The following is a 16035-nucleotide window of genomic DNA, read 5'->3' on the forward strand; positions in this document are numbered from 1 at the left end:
TTTCTACCGTCCGCTTCGGGCCTCTTGAGGAGCCGGTGTATGTCAGTCCAGCCTCGTCGAGCACGCGTGGCTGTCGTCGGCACGGGCGCGATCGCGAGTGGCGGACATCTGTCCGCCCTGCGGGCCCACTCCGACCGGGTGGAGCTGGTCGCGGCCGTCGATGTGGACACGGAACGGCTTGCCGCGTTCCGTGGCCGGGCAGGAGGGGGTGTCGCCGGGTACACCTCGCTCGGCGGGATGCTCGACGTGGAGCGTCCCGATCTCGTCCTGATCGGTACGCCGCCGGCTCTGCATCGTGAGCAGACGGTGGCCGCGCTCGCGGCGGGCTCCTGGGTGTTGTGCGAGAAGCCGCTGTGCCTGTCGCTCGCCGAGTACGACGCGATCGCCGCGGCGGAGCGGGACTCGGGCGCGTACGCTTCCGTGGTCTTCCAGCACCGCTACGGTTCCGGCGCCGTCCACGCTCGCGGCCTCATCGCCCGCGGTGAGCTGGGCGCCCCACTGGTCGCGCACTGCCAGACGACGTGGCACCGCGATCACGCCTACTACGCGGTCCCGTGGCGCGGTCGCTGGGACACCGAGGGCGGCGGTCCGACCATGGGCCACGGCATCCACCAGTACGACCTGCTGCTCCATCTGCTCGGCGACTGGACCGAGGTACGCGCCATGGCGTCCCGGCTGGTCCACGACACCGAGAGCGAGGACGTCTCCACGGCGCTGGTGCGCTTCGCCAACGGCGCCCTCGCCACGGTTGTCAACAGCGTCGTGTCGCCGCACGAGGTAAGCCGTATCCGCGTCGACTGCGCCGAGGCGACCGTCGAACTCACCCACCTGTACGGCCACAGCAACGACAACTGGGTCTACACCGCCGCCCCGCACGTCCCGCCCCAGCGCGCCGCCGCCTGGCGGACGCCCGACGCCGATGTGCCCAGCTCGCACACCGCCCAGCTCGGCGTCGTTCTGGACGCCCTCGAGCGGGGCCTCCGTCCCCCGGGCAGCGGCGACGAGGCGCGCACGACCCTGGAGTTCGCCGCCGCCCTGTACAAGGCGGCCTTCCTGGGGACAGCGGTGCGCGCGGGCGAGATCGCTCCCGGTGACCCGTACTACGCGGTCATGCACGGCGGCCATTCCGAATGGAGTCCCGCTCGATGAGCGTCCAGTTCACCCACGCCCACGGAGAGCACATCGCGGTCGGTTTCCGCGGTGTCGAGCTGCTGCGGTACGTCTACCGGCCCGATCCGGTCGCCTTCGAGTCGCCCAAGCCGTACGTCCACCCGTTGCGCACCCTCGCCGGGCACACGGTCACCGGATACCGGCCCAGCGACCACCGCTGGCACAAGGGCCTGCAGATGACGGCCAGTCATCTGTCGGGGCAGAACTTCTGGGGCGGCAACAGTTACGTTCCCGGCTCGGGGTACCAGGAACTGCCCGAGCGGATCGGCTCGATGCGGCACGACGGCTTCCCCGTCCTGACGGCCGAGGACCACCGCGCCGGACTGACTGAAAATCTCACCTGGATCGCCCGCGACGGCGAGGAGTGGGCCCGCGAGCGGCGCGGTCTGCTGGTCCACTCGGTCGACGCCGAGGCCGGCTCCTGGGCCCTCGACTGGACCATCCGCCTCACCAACCTCCGTGACGAGCCGCTGCGCTTCGGCTCACCGACCACAGCGGGGCGGGAGATGGCTGGTTACACGGGGTTGCAGTGGCGGGGCCCGCGCGACTTCACCGGCGGCACCGTCTTCGGCCCGGCGGACGCCGGGTCCCTGATGGGCACGCGGACGGAATGGCTGGCCTTCACCGCGGAACGTGACGCCGTCGACGCGCACTCGACGCTCGTCTTCGCCCACGCCCCGGAGAACCTCGACCCGTCCGTCGCGATCCACCCCTCTCACTGGTTCGTGCGGTCCGAGCCGATCCCGACCGTGGCGTTCTCGTGGGCCTTCTTCGCGGAGTTCGCCCTTCCACCGGGGGCTTCCTTCGCCTACCGCTACCGGGTGGTGGTCGCCGACGGCGTCTGGGACCGCGACCGGGTCGCGGCCCACCTGAAGGATCTGCCGTGGTGAGCCCGCACCCACTGCCGGGGGCGGTCGGCCTGTCGCACCTGATCCCCTACGACTGGGAAGCGGCGGACGGAGTGTGCGGTGGCAGCCCGCACCTGCACCTGGCCTGCACGGAGGCGTACGTCGTCACGGGTGGCCGCGGCACGGTGCAGACCCTCACCCCCGCCGGCTACCGGGAGACCCGGCTGGAGCCCGGATCCGTCGCGTGGTTCACCCCGGGCACGGTGCACCGCATGGTGCAGGGCGAGGGTCTGCGGGTGACCGTGCTGATGCAGAACAGCGGCCTGCCGGAAGCCGGCGACGCCGTCTTCACCTTTCCGCCCGAAGTGCTGGCCGACCCCGAGCGGTACGCGGCGGCCACGGCGCTGCCCCCGGGCACCGGCCCGGACACGGAGCAGGCCGCCCGGCGCCGCCGCGACCTCGCCGTCGAGGGCTACCTCCCCCTGCGCGAGGCTCTCTGGCAGGGCGACCCGGCCCCGTACCTCGCCTTCCAGCGCTCCGCCGCCCGCCTGGTCCGCGGCAAGGTCCCCGCCTGGCGCGCCCGCTGGCGGGCGGGCGCCCTGGCCGCGGCGGAACGCACCGGCGCCCACCTGGACGCTCTGGAGTCGGGCGACCCCGCCTACCTGGCGGCCGCTGACGCGTACCAGGCCGAGCCCACCCAGCGCGGCGGCTACGGCATGTGCGGACACCGCGACACGTACGCTCCGGGCAACAGCACGCCACCGAGCGGCGGGGCGTGACGGGGCGCCACGCCTCCCCGTGTTCCTGGGGCGAGCCTTCCCGGGGGTCGTCACCGATTCGCCCTTGACCGGCTGATCAACACCAGTCACCAAGCGATCAGCAGCGGCCCCAGCTACAGACCGGACCGGACTAGCGACCTGGAACACACACGGGGGCCATGGGAACCAACACCGTGGCTCCCGCCCAGATTCCACCTAAAGCCCCAGGTCAGATCGTTTCTGCACCCGGGGCGAAGAGTGGGGCGGGTGGGACTCGAACCCACGGCCGACGGATTATGAGTCTTCGGGAGCGGACTACTGCCTAGTTACGGGCCATACCGCCCTGTGTCGGATTCTGCCGAAAGCGCCTGCTCATCAGGCCAGTCAGCCGCGACGCAACCGCGCCTTGATGCTGTCGCGTATCGCTTCGAATCGGCGCGTTCCGGAGCGTTCGGGCCAGCAGCGGGCCAGCAGAAAGGCCCCCTCTACCTGCGGTGAAGGGGGCCTGCATGTCCAGCTTCAGTCTACCGTCTCGCCACTGTCCCCCCACGGCTTCGTGTTCAGGGGGGAACCCGTCCGGTTCTGCTCGGCGGCGAACCAGTTCGCAATCTCGTCCACGGTGTGACGGACCGGTTGACCCTGCAGATACTGGACGTAGTTCTCACGCTGTCGCCGACTCTCCCGGTCGAATTCCGGGAGTTCGTCCGCGCGGATCCATCGCACTTCCTCGAACCGGAAGGGGAAGGTCACAGGCCACTGTGCCCCCTCGGTCTTCTGCAAGAACATGGGTAGTTGGTGGGTCGCGGCGTTCCGGGCATGTCGGGTGCCGTGCATAATCCGCCGACCGTACTCGCTGCACATCTCATACCAGGCGTCCCTTTTGGCGAGCTGCTCGTCGAGGGTGCACGACCAGTAGACGACCTCCATCGCGTGGATGATCAGCTGTTCCTCGTCGTGGCCGACGGTGAGATCTTGGCGATACCGCTCCCTGGCGGCGTGGAAGCCTGTGAGGGCGATCGTAAGCATGTCGGGCGTAGCTTCAGCCATGCGCGCACTCTAGGCGTTTGGTGTGAGGGCAGCCCCGTACCTCGGCCTGCGTGCCCTGGGCACGATCGCCGCCGCCTTCTCCGCGATCTCCAGATCAACCTCCTTCAGGAGAGACGTGTACGTGTCCGACGCCAGCTTGATCGTGGAATGCCGCAGCGTCTCCTTGATGGCGTGCAGGTCCCCGCCGCCCGCGTGAATGAGGGTGGCCGCGCAGTGCCTGAGGTCCCGCAGGTTGATCGGGGGCAGGTCCGCCTGCTTGCAGATCCGGCGGAACGCGTCCGACACCTTCTCTGGGTGCAGCCAGCTGCCGTCCAGGTCCACGAACACCTTGCCCGTGTCCACCCAGTCCGCGACGTCCTTGCCGTCGGCCCGCTCCTGCTTGGCCTCCGCGTTCCATGTGTCGCGCTCCGCCAGCTGCCGCGCCCGGTGCTCGCGCAGTACACCCACGTTGACCGAGTCCAGCGCGATGGTGGCCGCGGCCCCGTCGGTCTTCGGCAGGGACTCCGTGGGCGTCCAGCCGTCCGTGATGATGGTCTTGGCGATGGTGATGGCCTGCCCGTCGAGGTCGACGTTCACCCAGTCCTGGCCGACGCCCTCACCGCGCCGCAGCCCCCGGAACGCGATCAGGTGGAAGAACGCGTACAGCCGGTCCGACTCGGCCTCATCCAGGAACGCGCCGATCTGCTGCGGCGTCCACACCATGACCGGGCTCGGCTTCTCGCCGGTCTTCCGCCAGTGCTCGACATGCAGGTCGGTCCACAGCACAGCCTTCGGCCGCTTCCCGGAATCGAGCTCGACCCACGCGGCCGGGTTGAAGGTGATGAGCTGACGGCGGATCGCCGCGTTCAGCGCAGTCCGCAGCGTCGCCCGGATGCGCTGCTTCGTAGCCGGGCCGGTGATGAGCCGGTACGGCGGCATCTCGGCGAGCTTCTCCCGCTCGAGCGCCAGGCGCGCGGACTCGGCGGCCGGTGGCCGGGAGTTCTTGCCCCACTTGCAGCGGGCTTCCTGCTCGCGGCGGGCCTGGTTCTCGGCGGCGACGACCTCGTTGGCGTCGTCGATCGCGTCGAAGAACTCCTGCCCGTGGCCGACGTTAAAGCGGTCGAGCCGGTAGTGGCCGACGCCCGGCTTCAGGTGCACGCGTATGTGGGAGCGATAGCCGTTGGTGGTGGTCTTGCGGGTCTTCTTCGACTCGACCCAGGTATCGAGCCACTCCCCCACGGTCATCGCCCCGTCGAGGGGCACGCCGACGCCTATGCGGCGGGATACCTCGGCGGCCTCGGGTATGTCGAGGCGGTCGCGCATGACGTTCTGCAGGAGGTCGCCGACGCGTCGGGCCGCGTCCTCGTCGTCGCCGGGCAGATCGAGGATGGCCTGCAGCTTCGACAGGTCGCTCTGCGCGTCCGTCACCTTGGCGTACCCGGTGCGCCGGAACGGCCGCCGCTTGCCGTCGGCGTCGAGCGGGAGTTCCTGGCGCAGCTGCACCGCGCCGTGGTTCTTCTTCGACAGCTGCGGGCACGTCTTGCCGAGCAGCTTGCCGTCCGGGCTGCGGCACTCACACCGCTTACTGATGCCGCCAGCGCGGCGAGATGCGGGCATACGCTTATCCTCCTCCGTCGCTCGCTGCCTCGCGGTTACTCGTCCTCGGATCGCTCAGTCTCATATTGAGTGGCAAGGTCGTCGCCGTTCATATCGAGCGCATGGGCCAGCTTCCGGATGTATTGGTGGGCCTCGTCGCCGCTGAGCGAAGAGAAGTCATTTCGCTCGATGGCCTTCAGGGTCGGCTCAGCCTCCGCCCCCAAACCAGCCCTGAGCACCAGGACGAGGGTGTTGTAGCCAGCAGACAAGCGAGCTGCCGCGATACGAGTGCCAACGGGGGGGCGCGGACTAGATCGATGCCCATACGCACCCACCGAATGCAATGCGTCCAGGCGCACCTCTTCCCGCGCCTTCCTTTGGAAGAGCGTCGCACGTTCGTCTTCCAGTTCGCGGACCCTAGCCTTGGACTCCTCCAACTGTTCGTAGTTTGCGGAAATCAGTTCCTCAAGCTCGACCAGCTCGTTCACTGAGTCTTCGAGGACGATGGACACTTCATCGCCTGCCAATCCTTCGATTGGATCACTCATCATTTCCTGAAGCGTGACTTGCAGGATGTCCGAAATGATTCCTGCTTCATCGAGCCGAATCGACCTCTTGCCTGACTCGATGCGGGCAACGGTCTGCTGGGGCATCGACATCCCCGCCTTCGTGATCCGGTTCGCCAAGTCCGCCTGCGACAGGCCGAGGGTCTCGCGGATCACCCGGAGCCGTCGAGCGAAGTGCGCCTCCGCCGATCGCCCCTGCCTGCCTTCAGCACTTGTCATAAACAGCAAGCTACAACACCACGTTGTAGGTAGGCCACATGACCTGTAGTACGCTCTCAGCGGTGACACTCCAACAACAGGAGGATGTATGTGCCGCTTGCTCACCATGCCCGAGGTGGCCGAGCAACTGCGACGCCCCGTAGCCACACTGCGCCACTGGCGCTGGACCGGGTCCGGTCCAGCGTCCTTCCGGCTGGGGCGTCGAGTCGTCTACCGCGAAGAAGACGTGTCGGCGTGGATCGAAGACCAGCGGAAGGCGTCCGTATGAGCACCGCAGGCCGCCGCAAGACACTGTCGGCCGCCGAAGCCCTAGAGCTTCCGGTGATGTTCGACGTCTGGCCGACCCTCGGCGCCGCACTCGACATCAGGCGCACCACCACATACCAGCTCGCCCGCGAGGACGCCCTGCCTATCCCAGTCATCCGGGTCGGTAAGCAGCTCCGCGCGCGGCGCAGCGACCTTCTGAGCTTCCTCGGCCTGACCGAGGAAAGCGGCGTCGTTCCCGAGGTCCAGTCGGGGACGCCTGTCGCCGGAAACGACGAAGCGACCCGGGGTCCAGCCGGGTCGCCTCTGTCGAGCGAGTCCGCACCTACCAGCAAGTAAGAGATCGGAAGTAGCTCGTATGCACAGCATCGCACAGGCGTCAACGGCCACGCCGTCTGACCAGCGCCCCAGCATTTCGCCGCAGCTGATCACCACTGTGGTCGCCGCGCTCACCGCGTCGGACGCTGCCCCCGCGATCATCACCGAGGCCCGGCGGATGATCGCCACCGGGCAGGTCCACGAGACTGCCTCCGAGGTAGTCCGAAAGCAGGACAACGAGAGTCTCCGCGAGTTCTTCGCCTGTCTCGACGTCATCATCGGTCGCGTCGTCGACCACCAGCCGCTCACCCCGCTCGTGAACGCGGCCGAGCACGTCACCCAGACGGCCGCCGCTGATCGCGCGCCCGGGCACTACCCGTGGTGCCAGCCCGGCCAGTGCACCAACCTCCGCTACGACGGCGACGGCGGTGAGCCGTACTTCGAGCACGTCGGCCCCCACGTCGACTTGCCCCTGCCCGACGGCATGGACTGCGACCACAACGAGCTGCTGTCCGCCGAGCTCGGCGACGCCGACGACGCGATCGGTGGGCCCCTCGTCTCGTTCAACTCCGGCGGGAACGGAGTCCTCCTAGACCCCGACGATCTGACCAAGGTCATCGGCGACCTGGCCGCGTTCACCGACAGCCTGCGCGCCATGCACCGCCAGATGACCGCCCAGCAGGCGGAGGCGACGGCATGACCGCCACCGGCCGCCCCACATCCGTCTGCGTCTACGACGGCACCCCGAGCGTCGTCGTCCGCACCGGCGACGCCGGACACCCGTACGGCCTGTGCGCCTCCTGTCTCCGCTGCACCTCGCTGGAGCCGGTCACCGTCGACAGCGTCCGCACCGAGATCCGCGAGATCCTCACCGCCCGCTCCCTCGACTACGCCACCCAGGACAACGGCGACCAGCGGGCGCCCGGCGTCCGCGCCCTCGACATCTACAAGGCCGCCCGCCTCGGCCTCGAGGACGTCCAGGTCGGGGGCAGGCAACAGGCCCAGCACAACGACCCGCACTGCGAGACCGTCCGACCGACGGTCAGCGACCTATACAACGTGCGGCTCGGAGACCTGCTCTGCGGGGACCTGCGCCGACTGTTCGAAGCCTGCGCGGACGCCGCCACCCAGGAGGGGCGCAACGTCGAACGCGAGGTGACGTGGCTCGCTGACACCGTCAACGGCGTCCTGGCCGACGTCGTCGAGGGCGTGTTGAAGGCCCACGTATGACCGCGCAGACGAACGCCGCGACGGCCGGGGACAACCTCCCCGGCCGCCCGGCCACCGACCCGTACTGGGCACTCATCCACCAGCAGCCCGCAGCAATCAGGGAGGCGGCGTGAACACCCCGCTCGACACGTTCCTGTCCGACCAGGCCCTCGCCGCCGCCCGAGATGCGGCCACGGACCCGGGCACCATCCCCGTCGCGGTCACCGCCACCAACGGCGAACAGTGCACCTGGTGCGACTGCCCCGACGGGCCCAACTCGCCCCACAACCAGCGCGGCTACCGCTGCCCCGGCTGCCCGGCCACGGCGAAGAACGTCGTCAGCACGTTCTCGGGGCCGAACCTCCGCTACGACTTCCCGGCCTGCGACCGGCACACCACCGACATCGTGGCGTCCGTCGCCCAGCTCGTGGGAGGAACCCGATGACCGACTACAGCACGGGCGAGTGCCCGGCAGACGAGCCCGTCGGCCTCATCCCCGACGACCTGTACCTGAAGCGGGCCGCCGAGCGCGGCCGTCACGAGATCGTCCTCGGATCGATCCGGGCGCACCTCGCAGAACAGCCCACCCCGAACGCGGTGAACGCCGCCGTCCGGCGCTGGATCAGCGACCTCTTCGCCCTCGGCGAAGAGGTCGCCAAGAACAAGCGGCAACCCTCCGGCTGACCCGGGGAAGCGCACTGCGGCCCCGGGCCATCCCCCCTGGCCCGGGGCCGCACGCGCACTCACGAACACCACTGGCCCCGCTCGTAGAAGAGAGCACGTTCGTGAACAGCACCACCACCGTCCTCCCCCTCTTCCAGGAGGACGGCACCCCGGACGAGGCCCCGATCCAGTCGCCGCCCGTCCACCTCGGCATGGCCGCCGCCGCGGCCCGCCTCGTCGCCTACCGCGACACACACAACGAGGACAGCGAGCAGCACGCACTCCTCGTCGTCGACTGCCCGTTCTGCCACCACCAGCACATCCACCCCGCTGGCCGCGCCGACAAGCCGCGCCTCTGCCTCAGGCGCTCACGCTGCGTCGGACGCCCGACCGGCGTCTACTTCTTCCCGGCGGTGCACCAGTGACCCAGGCCCCACCCGCAGAACTCCTCGCAGACCAGCAACTGGTCCACTCGTCGCTGGCCTACCACTTCCAGGGCGTCCCCGGCCTGCTCAGCGTGTGCTCCGACGCAGACCGCTGGGTCGGCCGCCGCTTCACCACCGACGAGGCAGGTATCGCCGCGGCCACCGAGTACGTGGCCGACCTCGACACACGCAGCCCGAAGGGCATCTACGCACAGGTCACCACCCTGCGCGAGCACCCGGCGAAGGGGCGCGGCGGCAAGGACCTGGCCCACGGGCTGACGTTCCTGTGGGCGGACGGTGACTTCGGTACGGCTGGGCACAAGCCCGGACTCGACGACATGCCCCACCCCATAGACGCGGACCACGTCCGAGACATCGTCCTGTCCTGCGGGCTCCCCGATCCGAGCGGCTGGTGGCTGTCCGGCGGCGGCTACAACCCGATCTGGGTCCTCGCCGAGCCGCAAACCATCGGAAGTGACGAGGACCGGACGGCCATCGAGCAGTTCACCATGGGCCTGCAGGCCGTCCTCGGCGGTTCGGCGTACTCCCACGGATGCTCATGGGACACGCAGATCGGAAACCTCGACCGGCTGATGAGAATCCCCGGCACGGTCAACCGGAAAGGCGAGGCCCGGCCGACGGGCAGCTTCCCGGGTACGGGCGAGCCCGTCGACCTGGCCGTGATGCGCGAAGCCGTCCAGCGGCTGGAGCCCGACGCGCGGGCGCTGTTGGAGAAGGCCGCGGCGGAGAAGCGGGCGCGGCACGACGCGCGCACCGGCCGGACAACGACGGCCCCGCCCCCGCGGCGTTCCGCCTTCCCCCGCTCCGGGGGTGGCACGAGCGTCTTCGACATCCTCGCGGCCGAACTGACGTTCCGGGACATCCTGGAGCCAGCGGGCTGGACGTACCGCGGGACGGCGGCCGACGGACGTGAGAAGTGGCTGCGTCCGGCCGGGTCCGAGGGTACGGCGGACAGCGAGTACAGCCTCGTCTGTGACGACCACGTTGCCGTGAATTGGTCCGAACGTTCCGGCCTGCCCACCGGGCAGCAGCCTCCCGGCCGGAAGCTCACCGTGCCCACCCTGTGGGCCCATGTCCACTACGGCGGCAACGAGCGTGAGGCCACCCTTGATGTGCTGCGCGCCGCGTTCGACCAGGACGCCCAGGCGCCCGCCCGCGCACTGCCGTCGGCGGTACTCACCCGCGTCCGGCAGCACTGCCGCCCACCCACACAGCGCAGCGACTCCCCTACCCCGCCACCCGGCGACATGTGGACAGGCGATCCCCTCGCGGACTCGCCGCCGCCGGACGAGACCGCCGACGAGCAGGAGCCCAATCGGCCGCGCGGGTTGCTGCCAGAGGAGTTCTGGGCCGCGCGTCCCGTGCACCAGCACATCCGGCAGGCCGCGCACGCCGAAGGCTCCAGCGGCGACGTGCTCTTCTACTCGCTACTCGCCCGCATGTCCTCGATGATCTCCCACAACATCGCGGCCGTCTCCGGCATCGGCGGCCGTGCGTCTCTCAACCTGTTCGTCGCCGTCGTCGCCGCCTCCGGTGGGGGCAAGTCCATCGGCACGAAGGTCGCGCGGTCCCTACTCCCCCCGCTCGACCCCGAGTTCCGCGACGGCTTGCCCATCGGCTCCGGCGAAGGAATCGCCGAGGCCTTCATGGGCACGGTCGACGAGGAGACCGGCGAGATCCACGCCAAAGGCCCACTCAAGGGCGACCCGGTCACCAAGAAGGTACGCAAGCAGGTCCGGCACAACGCCTACTTCTATGTCGACGAGGGCCAGACCCTCGCTCGTCTCGCTGAACGTTCTGGCAGCGTGCTCGGCGAGACACTCCGGCGCGCAGCCATTGGCGAGACTCTCGGCCAGACGAACGCCTCGGAGGAGCGGACCAGGTACGTGGCCGCGGGCTCCTACAGCCTCGGCATGGTCGTCGGGTTCCAGCCGTCGACAGCCATGCCGGTCATCGCGGACGCCAGCACGGGCACACCGCAACGGTTCCTGTGGGCATGGGCAGCCGACCCGTCAATTCCTGACGAGCCGCCTACCACGCCCGGCCCGCTCCCCGTGAACCCGGCTTCACTCCAGCCTGGCGACTCGCTGGACATCGTGCTGCCTGAGCGCATCCGCCGGATGCTGTGGGCCGAGCACGTCGCGCGCAACCGGGGTGAGCTGGCCATCGACGAACTGGACGGCCACGCCAACCTGATGAAGGTGAAACTCACGGCGCTCCTGGCCCTCCTCGACGGTGGACGCACAGACGCCACAGAAGAGGACTGGGAGCTGGCAGAGGTCGTCTGGACCTCGTCGTGCGCCGTGCGCGGCGCGCTGATCCAACGTGCGGAGCGGGAAGCGGAGGCAGCCCGGCGCCGCGAGCAGGACGCCAAGGTCGCGCAGGAACTTCGCACCCACCAAGCGAAGACAGACACCGACCGCACGCTGGAGCGCATTGCCCTGCTCGTGAAGAAGCACGCGTCCGCGGTCGGCGGCATCACCTTCGGAGAACTGAACCGCCGTCTGCGGAGCAGCGACCGGGACTTCCTCCGTCGCGCCGTGGATGTTGCGGAGGCCCACGAGTGGGTGTTCGTCGAGGGCGAGCGGGTCTGTGTCCAGACGGAGTGAGCGATGTGGACATGTGGACGGCTGTCCACGTCCACCTGTTCCGAGATCTAACGAGCCCCCAATTAGTACATATACGGACAAACAAACTTCCAATTTCACTCCCGCGACGCGAGACAGGCCCATGTGGACAACGTCCACGTTGTCCACGTCCACATCCGCTGTCCACGTTGCCCCACCCGCAGGAGGCACACATGTTCCCCGCAGACCGACCCGTGAACGTCGACGACATCGTGGCCGAGAAGATCGCCGCCGCCCGCGCCCGCATCGAGGCGAACAAGCGCCGCCGCACAGCCCTCAATGCCGCCCGGCAGCACGGCCTCGCCCACCGGCACGCCGCCAAGCTCCGCAACCTCGCCGACACCGAGCGGCGCGGCCAGAACCACGACACCACCTGAGTCATCTGGCCTCAATGTGAGTGGCCCCACATCCGGGTGCTGTACCGGACGTGAGGCCCCGAGCGTCGCAGCCAGCAGACGCTGATAGTGATCCATCCACCGTACCGACCGGCAACGACAACGCCCCTGGAGGAGCGCATGACGTTGATCAGCGAAGAGGAGGCCGAACTGGTCCGACCCTCTGGGGCCGAGTGTCTGCTCTGCGGGCAGTCGCTTGAGCACGGGTACCTCTGCAACGGCGACACCTTGGCCACCGCCCGCCGCCTGGACCGCATGCCGCGCCTATACGAGGCTCTGGCCGCGTTCCTCCACCCGTCCGGCCGCCGTCCCGAACTCGGCCGTACACGGCCCGCAGAGGCGCCCCTGCCGGTCAGTGAGACGGTGCTCGGCCTCCGAGGGCCTGGTGGGATCGTCGGGGTCCTGGAGGACTGGCGGTCCGCGATGCAGGACGACCGCGGCTGGTCCGAGCCCGCCATCGCGGGTACCACCGGGCGGCGGGTGGTCGTGGCGGCCCGCGCGCTCGGCATGAACCTGGAGTGGATCGCGTCCAGTTGGCCGATGGCGGGCGCGTTCGCCGAGGAGATCCGCGACCTCGAGCGGGATGTCGCCTCGATCATCAACCCGCCGGAACCGTCGATGCGGATCGGGAACTGCCCGGCTGTGTACGCGGATGGCCAGGTGTGCGGTGCGGTGTTGCGGGTGCTGGCGGGTACGACCGAGGTCGCGTGTCGCTGGTGCGGGTGCGAGTACGGGCCAGAGTCCTGGCTGGCGTTGAAGTCCTTCCAGCCCGACGCGGCTACTCCGGGCGGGGCGGGCGCTCTGGAAGCTCGTCCGTCTCGTGCGTGAGCCAGCGCAAGAAGCTGCGGATCGCTTCGCCGCGGTTGCGAGGGCCGACCGCCTGCCCGGCCTTGTCCCACAGGTCCTTGTCGACCCGGATGGTCTGGCGGGGCGTCTTCTCGACGTTCGGCATCAGTTCTCCACTCTCGTCATGACACCCGAGGTTAACCCTTGCGGTGTCATGACACCAGAGCTATGTTGGGTGTCATGACACCGGCCGTAAGGCCTCGTCACCACAACTGAAGCGGCCCCCGCCGGTGCTACGAACACCGGACGAGGGCCTGACCGAACTCCCTGATCAAAGCAAGGAGACGGCTAGTGCCTGATCTTTCCATGCCCGCGCCGCCGCGCGGCACCACCCCGCCCCGGCGCATCATCGCCGCGGGCCTCATCCGCCGCTCCCCGGGCCGCACCCTCACCGTGCGCGTCACCGCGGCCGGAGTCACCGGGACCATCGCCAAGGCGGTGACCCGGTGAACGACACCCGCGAACCCCTCTACGGCCCCGCCGCCGCCCGCGTCCGGGACCAGCTGCGCGAGCCCGGCGACCTCGCCATCGCGATCAGCGTCGCCCAGAAGATGCTCGCCGCCTACAGCGACACCAGCAGCTTCGGCGAGTTCGGCTACGCCCAGGCCCACGGCGCCCTCTCCGAGTCCCTCCGCATCCTCCTGCGCGCCCTCGACGCCGAGCCCCTCACCGAGGCCGAGGCCGCCCGCCGCTCCGTCGACCGCGCCTTCCCCGCCGTCGCCGCATTCCTCGACGCCGAGCACACCACGCGAGGTGAGGGCCAGTGAGCACCGAGCCCCGCAGCGTGATCGTCAACGTCCTCGTCGCCAGCGCCCTGGAAATCGACGAGCCCACCTGGTGCGTCGACCCCCACACCGGCGCCCAGTTCAAGCCCGACCTCACCCACAACGGCCCCGAGATCAACGCCCAGTTCGACACCCGCCACGGCACCGTCGAATACCTCACCGCGTGGATCTCCCACAGCCCCTACGCCGACCTCGACCCGGACCCGCTGCCCACCGTCGCCATCGAGATCGACGGCGTAGCGTCCCTCGACCCCGACCAGGTCCGCGCGTTCACCGCCACCACCCGCACCCACCTCGACGCCCTCGACCGCCTCGCCGACGAATGCGACCGCATCCGCGGAGGTGGCCAGTGACCACCCCCACCCGCCTCACCCGGGGCCAGACCATCGTCCTGGGCGGCTCCGCCGTCCTGATGGTCGCCGTCGGCAGCCTCGGCGCCTGGGGTACATACAGCAATGTCACCGCCGAGTTCGGCCGTGCCGCCACCGCCGCGGGTGTCGTCGCCGCCGGTGAGGGCCTCACTCTCATCCTGGCGCTCACCATGCTCGGCCTGACCATGCTCGGCCAGCCAACCCCCACCGTCGTGCGCATCGGCCTGTGGCTGGTCCCGGTCGCCGCGTGCTTCACCGGACTGTCGCTGGCCGACACGGTCACCGAGGCCGTCGTGTATGCCGTCACCCCGCTCGCCATGAGCGGCGCCGCCGAAGGCCTCGGCCTCATCGCCCGCCGCATCGTCGTCCACACCACCGGCGTCGACATCGAAGCGCAGCGACGCAACGCCGACGCCGTCCAGCAGCTCGCCTTCCACCAAGCCCTCGCCGCCCGCCACCCCGACGAAGACGTGCGCGAGTCCGCGCTCAGGAAGTCGTGGAAGCTCGCCGAACATGTGGGCCGCGGTGACGCCGGGCTCGGCGGTGGCCTCGTCCAGGTGCAGCGCCAGCGGCTCACCCAGGGAGCGGATGCGGCCCTGGCCACCATGTACGGCGGACAGACCGACAAGCCGTCGGCCAGTCCCGCCCGCCCGCACTCCGCGCAGGAGGTGCTGCGCCGCAAGTTCGCCGAGATGGACCCAGCGGATGCGGTCCGCATCGCACACGATGCGCAACCGGATATGCCCCCCGCCGAACTCGCGTCGCTGCTCGTGTCCTACGGGGTCGTCGTCGATGCCGTGCAGGTCGCGCTGATCCTCGGCAACCAGCCCCCGGAGTACGAGGTGCATCGACCTGATGCGGTTGATGCGCTGCAGGTCAACGCACTGGAGCCCGTGACCGTCGAGGCTGCCGTGGTGGAGGCCGCATCCATCCTCGGCCCGGACGCCAAAGCACGCGAGATCGCCGAGCACCTGGAGCGTCACCGCCGCCTCGTCGTCGGCGAGCCGTACATCCGCACCGCCCTCTCACGGGCCGCGAAGAAGCCCCAGGACACCGCCCCGGCCACACCGATGGAGGGTGGATACGCATGATGCGCATCATCTTCGGCGCGATCCTCGCCCTCCTCGTCGCCTTCCCGACGCTCCTGGCGATCGTCCTCGCCGTGGTCGCCGCCCTGGTCTCACAGCCCGCCGTCGTCGCGTTCGCGCTCGGTGTCCTGCTCTGGCCGCGCCTCGCCCGACGCGTGCAGGGGTGGACGGCATGAACGAGCCCGTACAGCGGCAGCAGATCGGCTACGACCTGGCCGGTAACCCCATGTACGCAGGCCAGGTGTTCAGTTCTGAACACCTGCTGCCCGCTCAGCAGCCCCCGCTCCAGCCCATCCAGGCCCGTCCGTGGGGCGCGTACCTCGCGGGCGGCTGCCTCGCCCTGGTCGCCCTGGTCGTCGTCGCCTTCGTGCTGGTGGCGATCCTCATCGGCCTGTCCATCGCCCTGGTCGTCCTCGCCATCGCACTGGTCGCGCTGGTGGTGTGCCTGCTGATCCTGCGGGACGTGTGGCGCAGCACCCGCAAGGGCTGACCTGCCCTTCCGTGCCACCGGTGATCACTATGTGGGCGCGCAAAGTGATCACCAGGGGCGCGGTGGGGCCGGACAGTCCGGCCCGGGAAGGACCCCATGCCGATCAGCGACAAGGACCCGATCAACCACCGCGAACTGGCCCGCATCCTCGGCATCACCGCCGCCGCGGCCCTGCGCGGAGGGAAGTTCAGCGCGGCCCAGCAGCGGCGTATCGACCGCATCGTCGAGGACGCCAAGGCCCGCGAGGCGAAGCGCGCCAAGTGACCACGCCCAGGGGCGGCCGTCCACCACCACGCGAGCGGCCGCCCCTTGGCTCCCCACCCCTTGAACTGAGGCAGGAAAGCACCAGC

At 69.6% G+C, this 16035-nt stretch carries 24 protein-coding genes; 20 read left to right on the forward strand and 4 right to left on the reverse strand.

All coding sequences use genetic code 11. The features are described 5' to 3' along the window. Positions 1-39: 39 nt before the first annotated feature. The 3 genes from GCN81_RS06535 to GCN81_RS06545 are packed head-to-tail and all read left to right on the forward strand — an operon-like array spanning position 40 to position 2797. Positions 40-1149, forward strand: coding sequence for a Gfo/Idh/MocA family protein (locus tag GCN81_RS06535; RefSeq protein ID WP_156722598.1), 1110 nt, complete (start codon positions 40-42; stop codon positions 1147-1149). Beyond that, positions 1146-2060 carry a DUF6807 domain-containing protein gene (locus GCN81_RS06540; protein WP_156722600.1) on the forward strand — a complete coding sequence of 305 codons (915 nt, stop codon included), beginning with the start codon at positions 1146-1148 and terminating at the stop codon, positions 2058-2060. Before GCN81_RS06535 ends, GCN81_RS06540 begins: the two co-directional genes overlap by 4 nt. Continuing rightward, positions 2057-2797, forward strand: coding sequence for a cupin domain-containing protein (locus GCN81_RS06545; protein WP_231626412.1), 741 nt, complete (start codon positions 2057-2059; stop codon positions 2795-2797). The genes GCN81_RS06540 and GCN81_RS06545 overlap by 4 nt, the downstream gene beginning before the upstream one ends. 498 nt (positions 2798-3295) lie before the next feature. Here the strand turns inward: GCN81_RS06545 and GCN81_RS06550 are convergent, their stop codons facing one another. From GCN81_RS06550 to GCN81_RS06560, 3 genes are read right to left on the reverse strand one after another with little or no spacing between them, the layout of a single operon-like run. Beyond that, entirely contained in the window at positions 3296-3823 is a 528-nt protein-coding gene (locus GCN81_RS06550) for a hypothetical protein (RefSeq protein ID WP_156722604.1), read from the reverse strand. Positions 3824-3832: 9 nt separating this feature from the next. Beyond that, a complete protein-coding gene (locus tag GCN81_RS06555; RefSeq protein WP_156722606.1) occupies positions 3833-5419 on the reverse strand; it encodes a site-specific integrase in 1587 nt (528 codons plus the stop codon). A 35-nt stretch (positions 5420-5454) separates the two neighbouring features. Continuing rightward, positions 5455-6183, reverse strand: coding sequence for a helix-turn-helix transcriptional regulator (locus tag GCN81_RS06560; protein ID WP_197287506.1), 729 nt, complete (start codon positions 6181-6183; stop codon positions 5455-5457). An 88-nt stretch (positions 6184-6271) separates the two neighbouring features. Here GCN81_RS06560 and GCN81_RS06565 point away from each other — a divergent pair, with 88 nt between their 5' ends. The 10 genes from GCN81_RS06565 to GCN81_RS06610 all read left to right on the forward strand — a co-directional run bounded on the left by GCN81_RS06565 (position 6272) and on the right by GCN81_RS06610 (position 12933). Then, positions 6272-6451 (forward strand): helix-turn-helix transcriptional regulator, encoded by a 180-nt coding sequence (locus GCN81_RS06565; protein WP_156722610.1) that lies wholly within the window; start codon positions 6272-6274, stop codon positions 6449-6451. Next, positions 6448-6786, forward strand: a complete 339-nt coding sequence (locus tag GCN81_RS06570; RefSeq protein ID WP_156722611.1) for a DNA-binding protein — start codon at positions 6448-6450, stop codon at positions 6784-6786. The genes GCN81_RS06565 and GCN81_RS06570 overlap by 4 nt, the downstream gene beginning before the upstream one ends. A 19-nt stretch (positions 6787-6805) precedes the next feature. Continuing rightward, positions 6806-7465 (forward strand): DUF6907 domain-containing protein, encoded by a 660-nt coding sequence (locus GCN81_RS06575; RefSeq protein ID WP_156722613.1) that lies wholly within the window; start codon positions 6806-6808, stop codon positions 7463-7465. Beyond that, positions 7462-7995, forward strand: coding sequence for a hypothetical protein (locus tag GCN81_RS06580; RefSeq protein ID WP_156722615.1), 534 nt, complete (start codon positions 7462-7464; stop codon positions 7993-7995). Before GCN81_RS06575 ends, GCN81_RS06580 begins: the two co-directional genes overlap by 4 nt. Before the next feature lie 109 nt (positions 7996-8104). Further along, entirely contained in the window at positions 8105-8419 is a 315-nt protein-coding gene (locus GCN81_RS06585) for a hypothetical protein (protein WP_156722617.1), read from the forward strand. Continuing rightward, a complete protein-coding gene (locus tag GCN81_RS06590) occupies positions 8416-8658 on the forward strand; it encodes a hypothetical protein (protein ID WP_156722619.1) in 243 nt (80 codons plus the stop codon). Before GCN81_RS06585 ends, GCN81_RS06590 begins: the two co-directional genes overlap by 4 nt. Before the next feature lie 101 nt (positions 8659-8759). Then, positions 8760-9062 carry a hypothetical protein gene (locus GCN81_RS06595; RefSeq protein ID WP_156722621.1) on the forward strand — a complete coding sequence of 101 codons (303 nt, stop codon included), beginning with the start codon at positions 8760-8762 and terminating at the stop codon, positions 9060-9062. Next, positions 9059-11692: a hypothetical protein gene (locus GCN81_RS06600; protein ID WP_156722623.1), complete on the forward strand. Its 2634-nt coding sequence runs from the start codon at positions 9059-9061 to the stop codon at positions 11690-11692. The genes GCN81_RS06595 and GCN81_RS06600 overlap by 4 nt, the downstream gene beginning before the upstream one ends. 191 nt (positions 11693-11883) lie before the next feature. Then, entirely contained in the window at positions 11884-12087 is a 204-nt protein-coding gene (locus GCN81_RS06605; RefSeq protein WP_231626414.1) for a hypothetical protein, read from the forward strand. A gap of 138 nt (positions 12088-12225) precedes the next feature. After that, positions 12226-12933, forward strand: coding sequence for a hypothetical protein (locus GCN81_RS06610; RefSeq protein WP_156722625.1), 708 nt, complete (start codon positions 12226-12228; stop codon positions 12931-12933). On the opposite strand, the gene GCN81_RS06615 is transcribed toward GCN81_RS06610, so the two are convergent. Next, positions 12884-13057 carry a hypothetical protein gene (locus tag GCN81_RS06615; RefSeq protein WP_156722627.1) on the reverse strand — a complete coding sequence of 58 codons (174 nt, stop codon included), beginning with the start codon at positions 13055-13057 and terminating at the stop codon, positions 12884-12886. The two genes, GCN81_RS06610 and GCN81_RS06615, sit on opposite strands and share 50 nt — an antisense overlap. Before the next feature lie 185 nt (positions 13058-13242). On the opposite strand from GCN81_RS06615, the gene GCN81_RS06620 reads away from it, so the two are divergent. The 7 genes from GCN81_RS06620 (at position 13243) to GCN81_RS06645 (ending at position 15949) form a co-directional block, all read left to right on the forward strand. Further along, the gene (locus tag GCN81_RS06620; protein WP_156722629.1) at positions 13243-13401 is read left to right on the forward strand and encodes a hypothetical protein; all 159 of its coding nucleotides are present in this window, start codon (positions 13243-13245) and stop codon (positions 13399-13401) included. Further along, complete coding sequence (locus GCN81_RS06625; RefSeq protein ID WP_156722631.1) at positions 13398-13718, forward strand: hypothetical protein; 321 nt, start codon at positions 13398-13400, stop codon at positions 13716-13718. Before GCN81_RS06620 ends, GCN81_RS06625 begins: the two co-directional genes overlap by 4 nt. Beyond that, positions 13715-14089: a DUF6907 domain-containing protein gene (locus GCN81_RS06630; RefSeq protein WP_156722633.1), complete on the forward strand. Its 375-nt coding sequence runs from the start codon at positions 13715-13717 to the stop codon at positions 14087-14089. The genes GCN81_RS06625 and GCN81_RS06630 overlap by 4 nt, the downstream gene beginning before the upstream one ends. Next, the gene (locus GCN81_RS06635; RefSeq protein ID WP_156722635.1) at positions 14086-15198 is read left to right on the forward strand and encodes a hypothetical protein; all 1113 of its coding nucleotides are present in this window, start codon (positions 14086-14088) and stop codon (positions 15196-15198) included. Before GCN81_RS06630 ends, GCN81_RS06635 begins: the two co-directional genes overlap by 4 nt. Continuing rightward, a complete protein-coding gene (locus tag GCN81_RS31755; protein ID WP_197287507.1) occupies positions 15195-15371 on the forward strand; it encodes a hypothetical protein in 177 nt (58 codons plus the stop codon). Before GCN81_RS06635 ends, GCN81_RS31755 begins: the two co-directional genes overlap by 4 nt. Then, the gene (locus GCN81_RS06640) at positions 15368-15685 is read left to right on the forward strand and encodes a hypothetical protein (RefSeq protein WP_156722637.1); all 318 of its coding nucleotides are present in this window, start codon (positions 15368-15370) and stop codon (positions 15683-15685) included. The genes GCN81_RS31755 and GCN81_RS06640 overlap by 4 nt, the downstream gene beginning before the upstream one ends. Before the next feature lie 96 nt (positions 15686-15781). After that, positions 15782-15949, forward strand: coding sequence for a hypothetical protein (locus GCN81_RS06645; protein ID WP_156722639.1), 168 nt, complete (start codon positions 15782-15784; stop codon positions 15947-15949). Positions 15950-16035 lie beyond the last annotated feature (86 nt).

Source organism: Streptomyces apocyni (assembly GCF_009739465.1).
GTDB classification, from domain to species: Bacteria; Actinomycetota; Actinomycetes; order Streptomycetales; family Streptomycetaceae; genus Streptomyces; species Streptomyces apocyni.

Coding starts and splice junctions, on each gene's coding strand:
- GCN81_RS06535 (WP_156722598.1), top strand. CDS start 40: ATGTCAGTCCAGCCTCGTCGAGCACGCGTGGCTGTCGTCGGCACGGGC.
- GCN81_RS06540 (WP_156722600.1), top strand. CDS start 1,146: ATGAGCGTCCAGTTCACCCACGCCCACGGAGAGCACATCGCGGTCGGT.
- GCN81_RS06550 (WP_156722604.1), bottom strand. CDS start 3,823: ATGGCTGAAGCTACGCCCGACATGCTTACGATCGCCCTCACAGGCTTC.
- GCN81_RS06555 (WP_156722606.1), bottom strand. CDS start 5,419: ATGCCCGCATCTCGCCGCGCTGGCGGCATCAGTAAGCGGTGTGAGTGC.
- GCN81_RS06560 (WP_197287506.1), bottom strand. CDS start 6,183: ATGACAAGTGCTGAAGGCAGGCAGGGGCGATCGGCGGAGGCGCACTTC.
- GCN81_RS06565 (WP_156722610.1), top strand. CDS start 6,272: ATGTGCCGCTTGCTCACCATGCCCGAGGTGGCCGAGCAACTGCGACGC.
- GCN81_RS06570 (WP_156722611.1), top strand. CDS start 6,448: ATGAGCACCGCAGGCCGCCGCAAGACACTGTCGGCCGCCGAAGCCCTA.
- GCN81_RS06575 (WP_156722613.1), top strand. CDS start 6,806: ATGCACAGCATCGCACAGGCGTCAACGGCCACGCCGTCTGACCAGCGC.
- GCN81_RS06580 (WP_156722615.1), top strand. CDS start 7,462: ATGACCGCCACCGGCCGCCCCACATCCGTCTGCGTCTACGACGGCACC.
- GCN81_RS06590 (WP_156722619.1), top strand. CDS start 8,416: ATGACCGACTACAGCACGGGCGAGTGCCCGGCAGACGAGCCCGTCGGC.
- GCN81_RS06605 (WP_231626414.1), top strand. CDS start 11,884: ATGTTCCCCGCAGACCGACCCGTGAACGTCGACGACATCGTGGCCGAG.
- GCN81_RS06610 (WP_156722625.1), top strand. CDS start 12,226: ATGACGTTGATCAGCGAAGAGGAGGCCGAACTGGTCCGACCCTCTGGG.
- GCN81_RS06615 (WP_156722627.1), bottom strand. CDS start 13,057: ATGCCGAACGTCGAGAAGACGCCCCGCCAGACCATCCGGGTCGACAAG.
- GCN81_RS31755 (WP_197287507.1), top strand. CDS start 15,195: ATGATGCGCATCATCTTCGGCGCGATCCTCGCCCTCCTCGTCGCCTTC.
- GCN81_RS06640 (WP_156722637.1), top strand. CDS start 15,368: ATGAACGAGCCCGTACAGCGGCAGCAGATCGGCTACGACCTGGCCGGT.
- GCN81_RS06645 (WP_156722639.1), top strand. CDS start 15,782: ATGCCGATCAGCGACAAGGACCCGATCAACCACCGCGAACTGGCCCGC.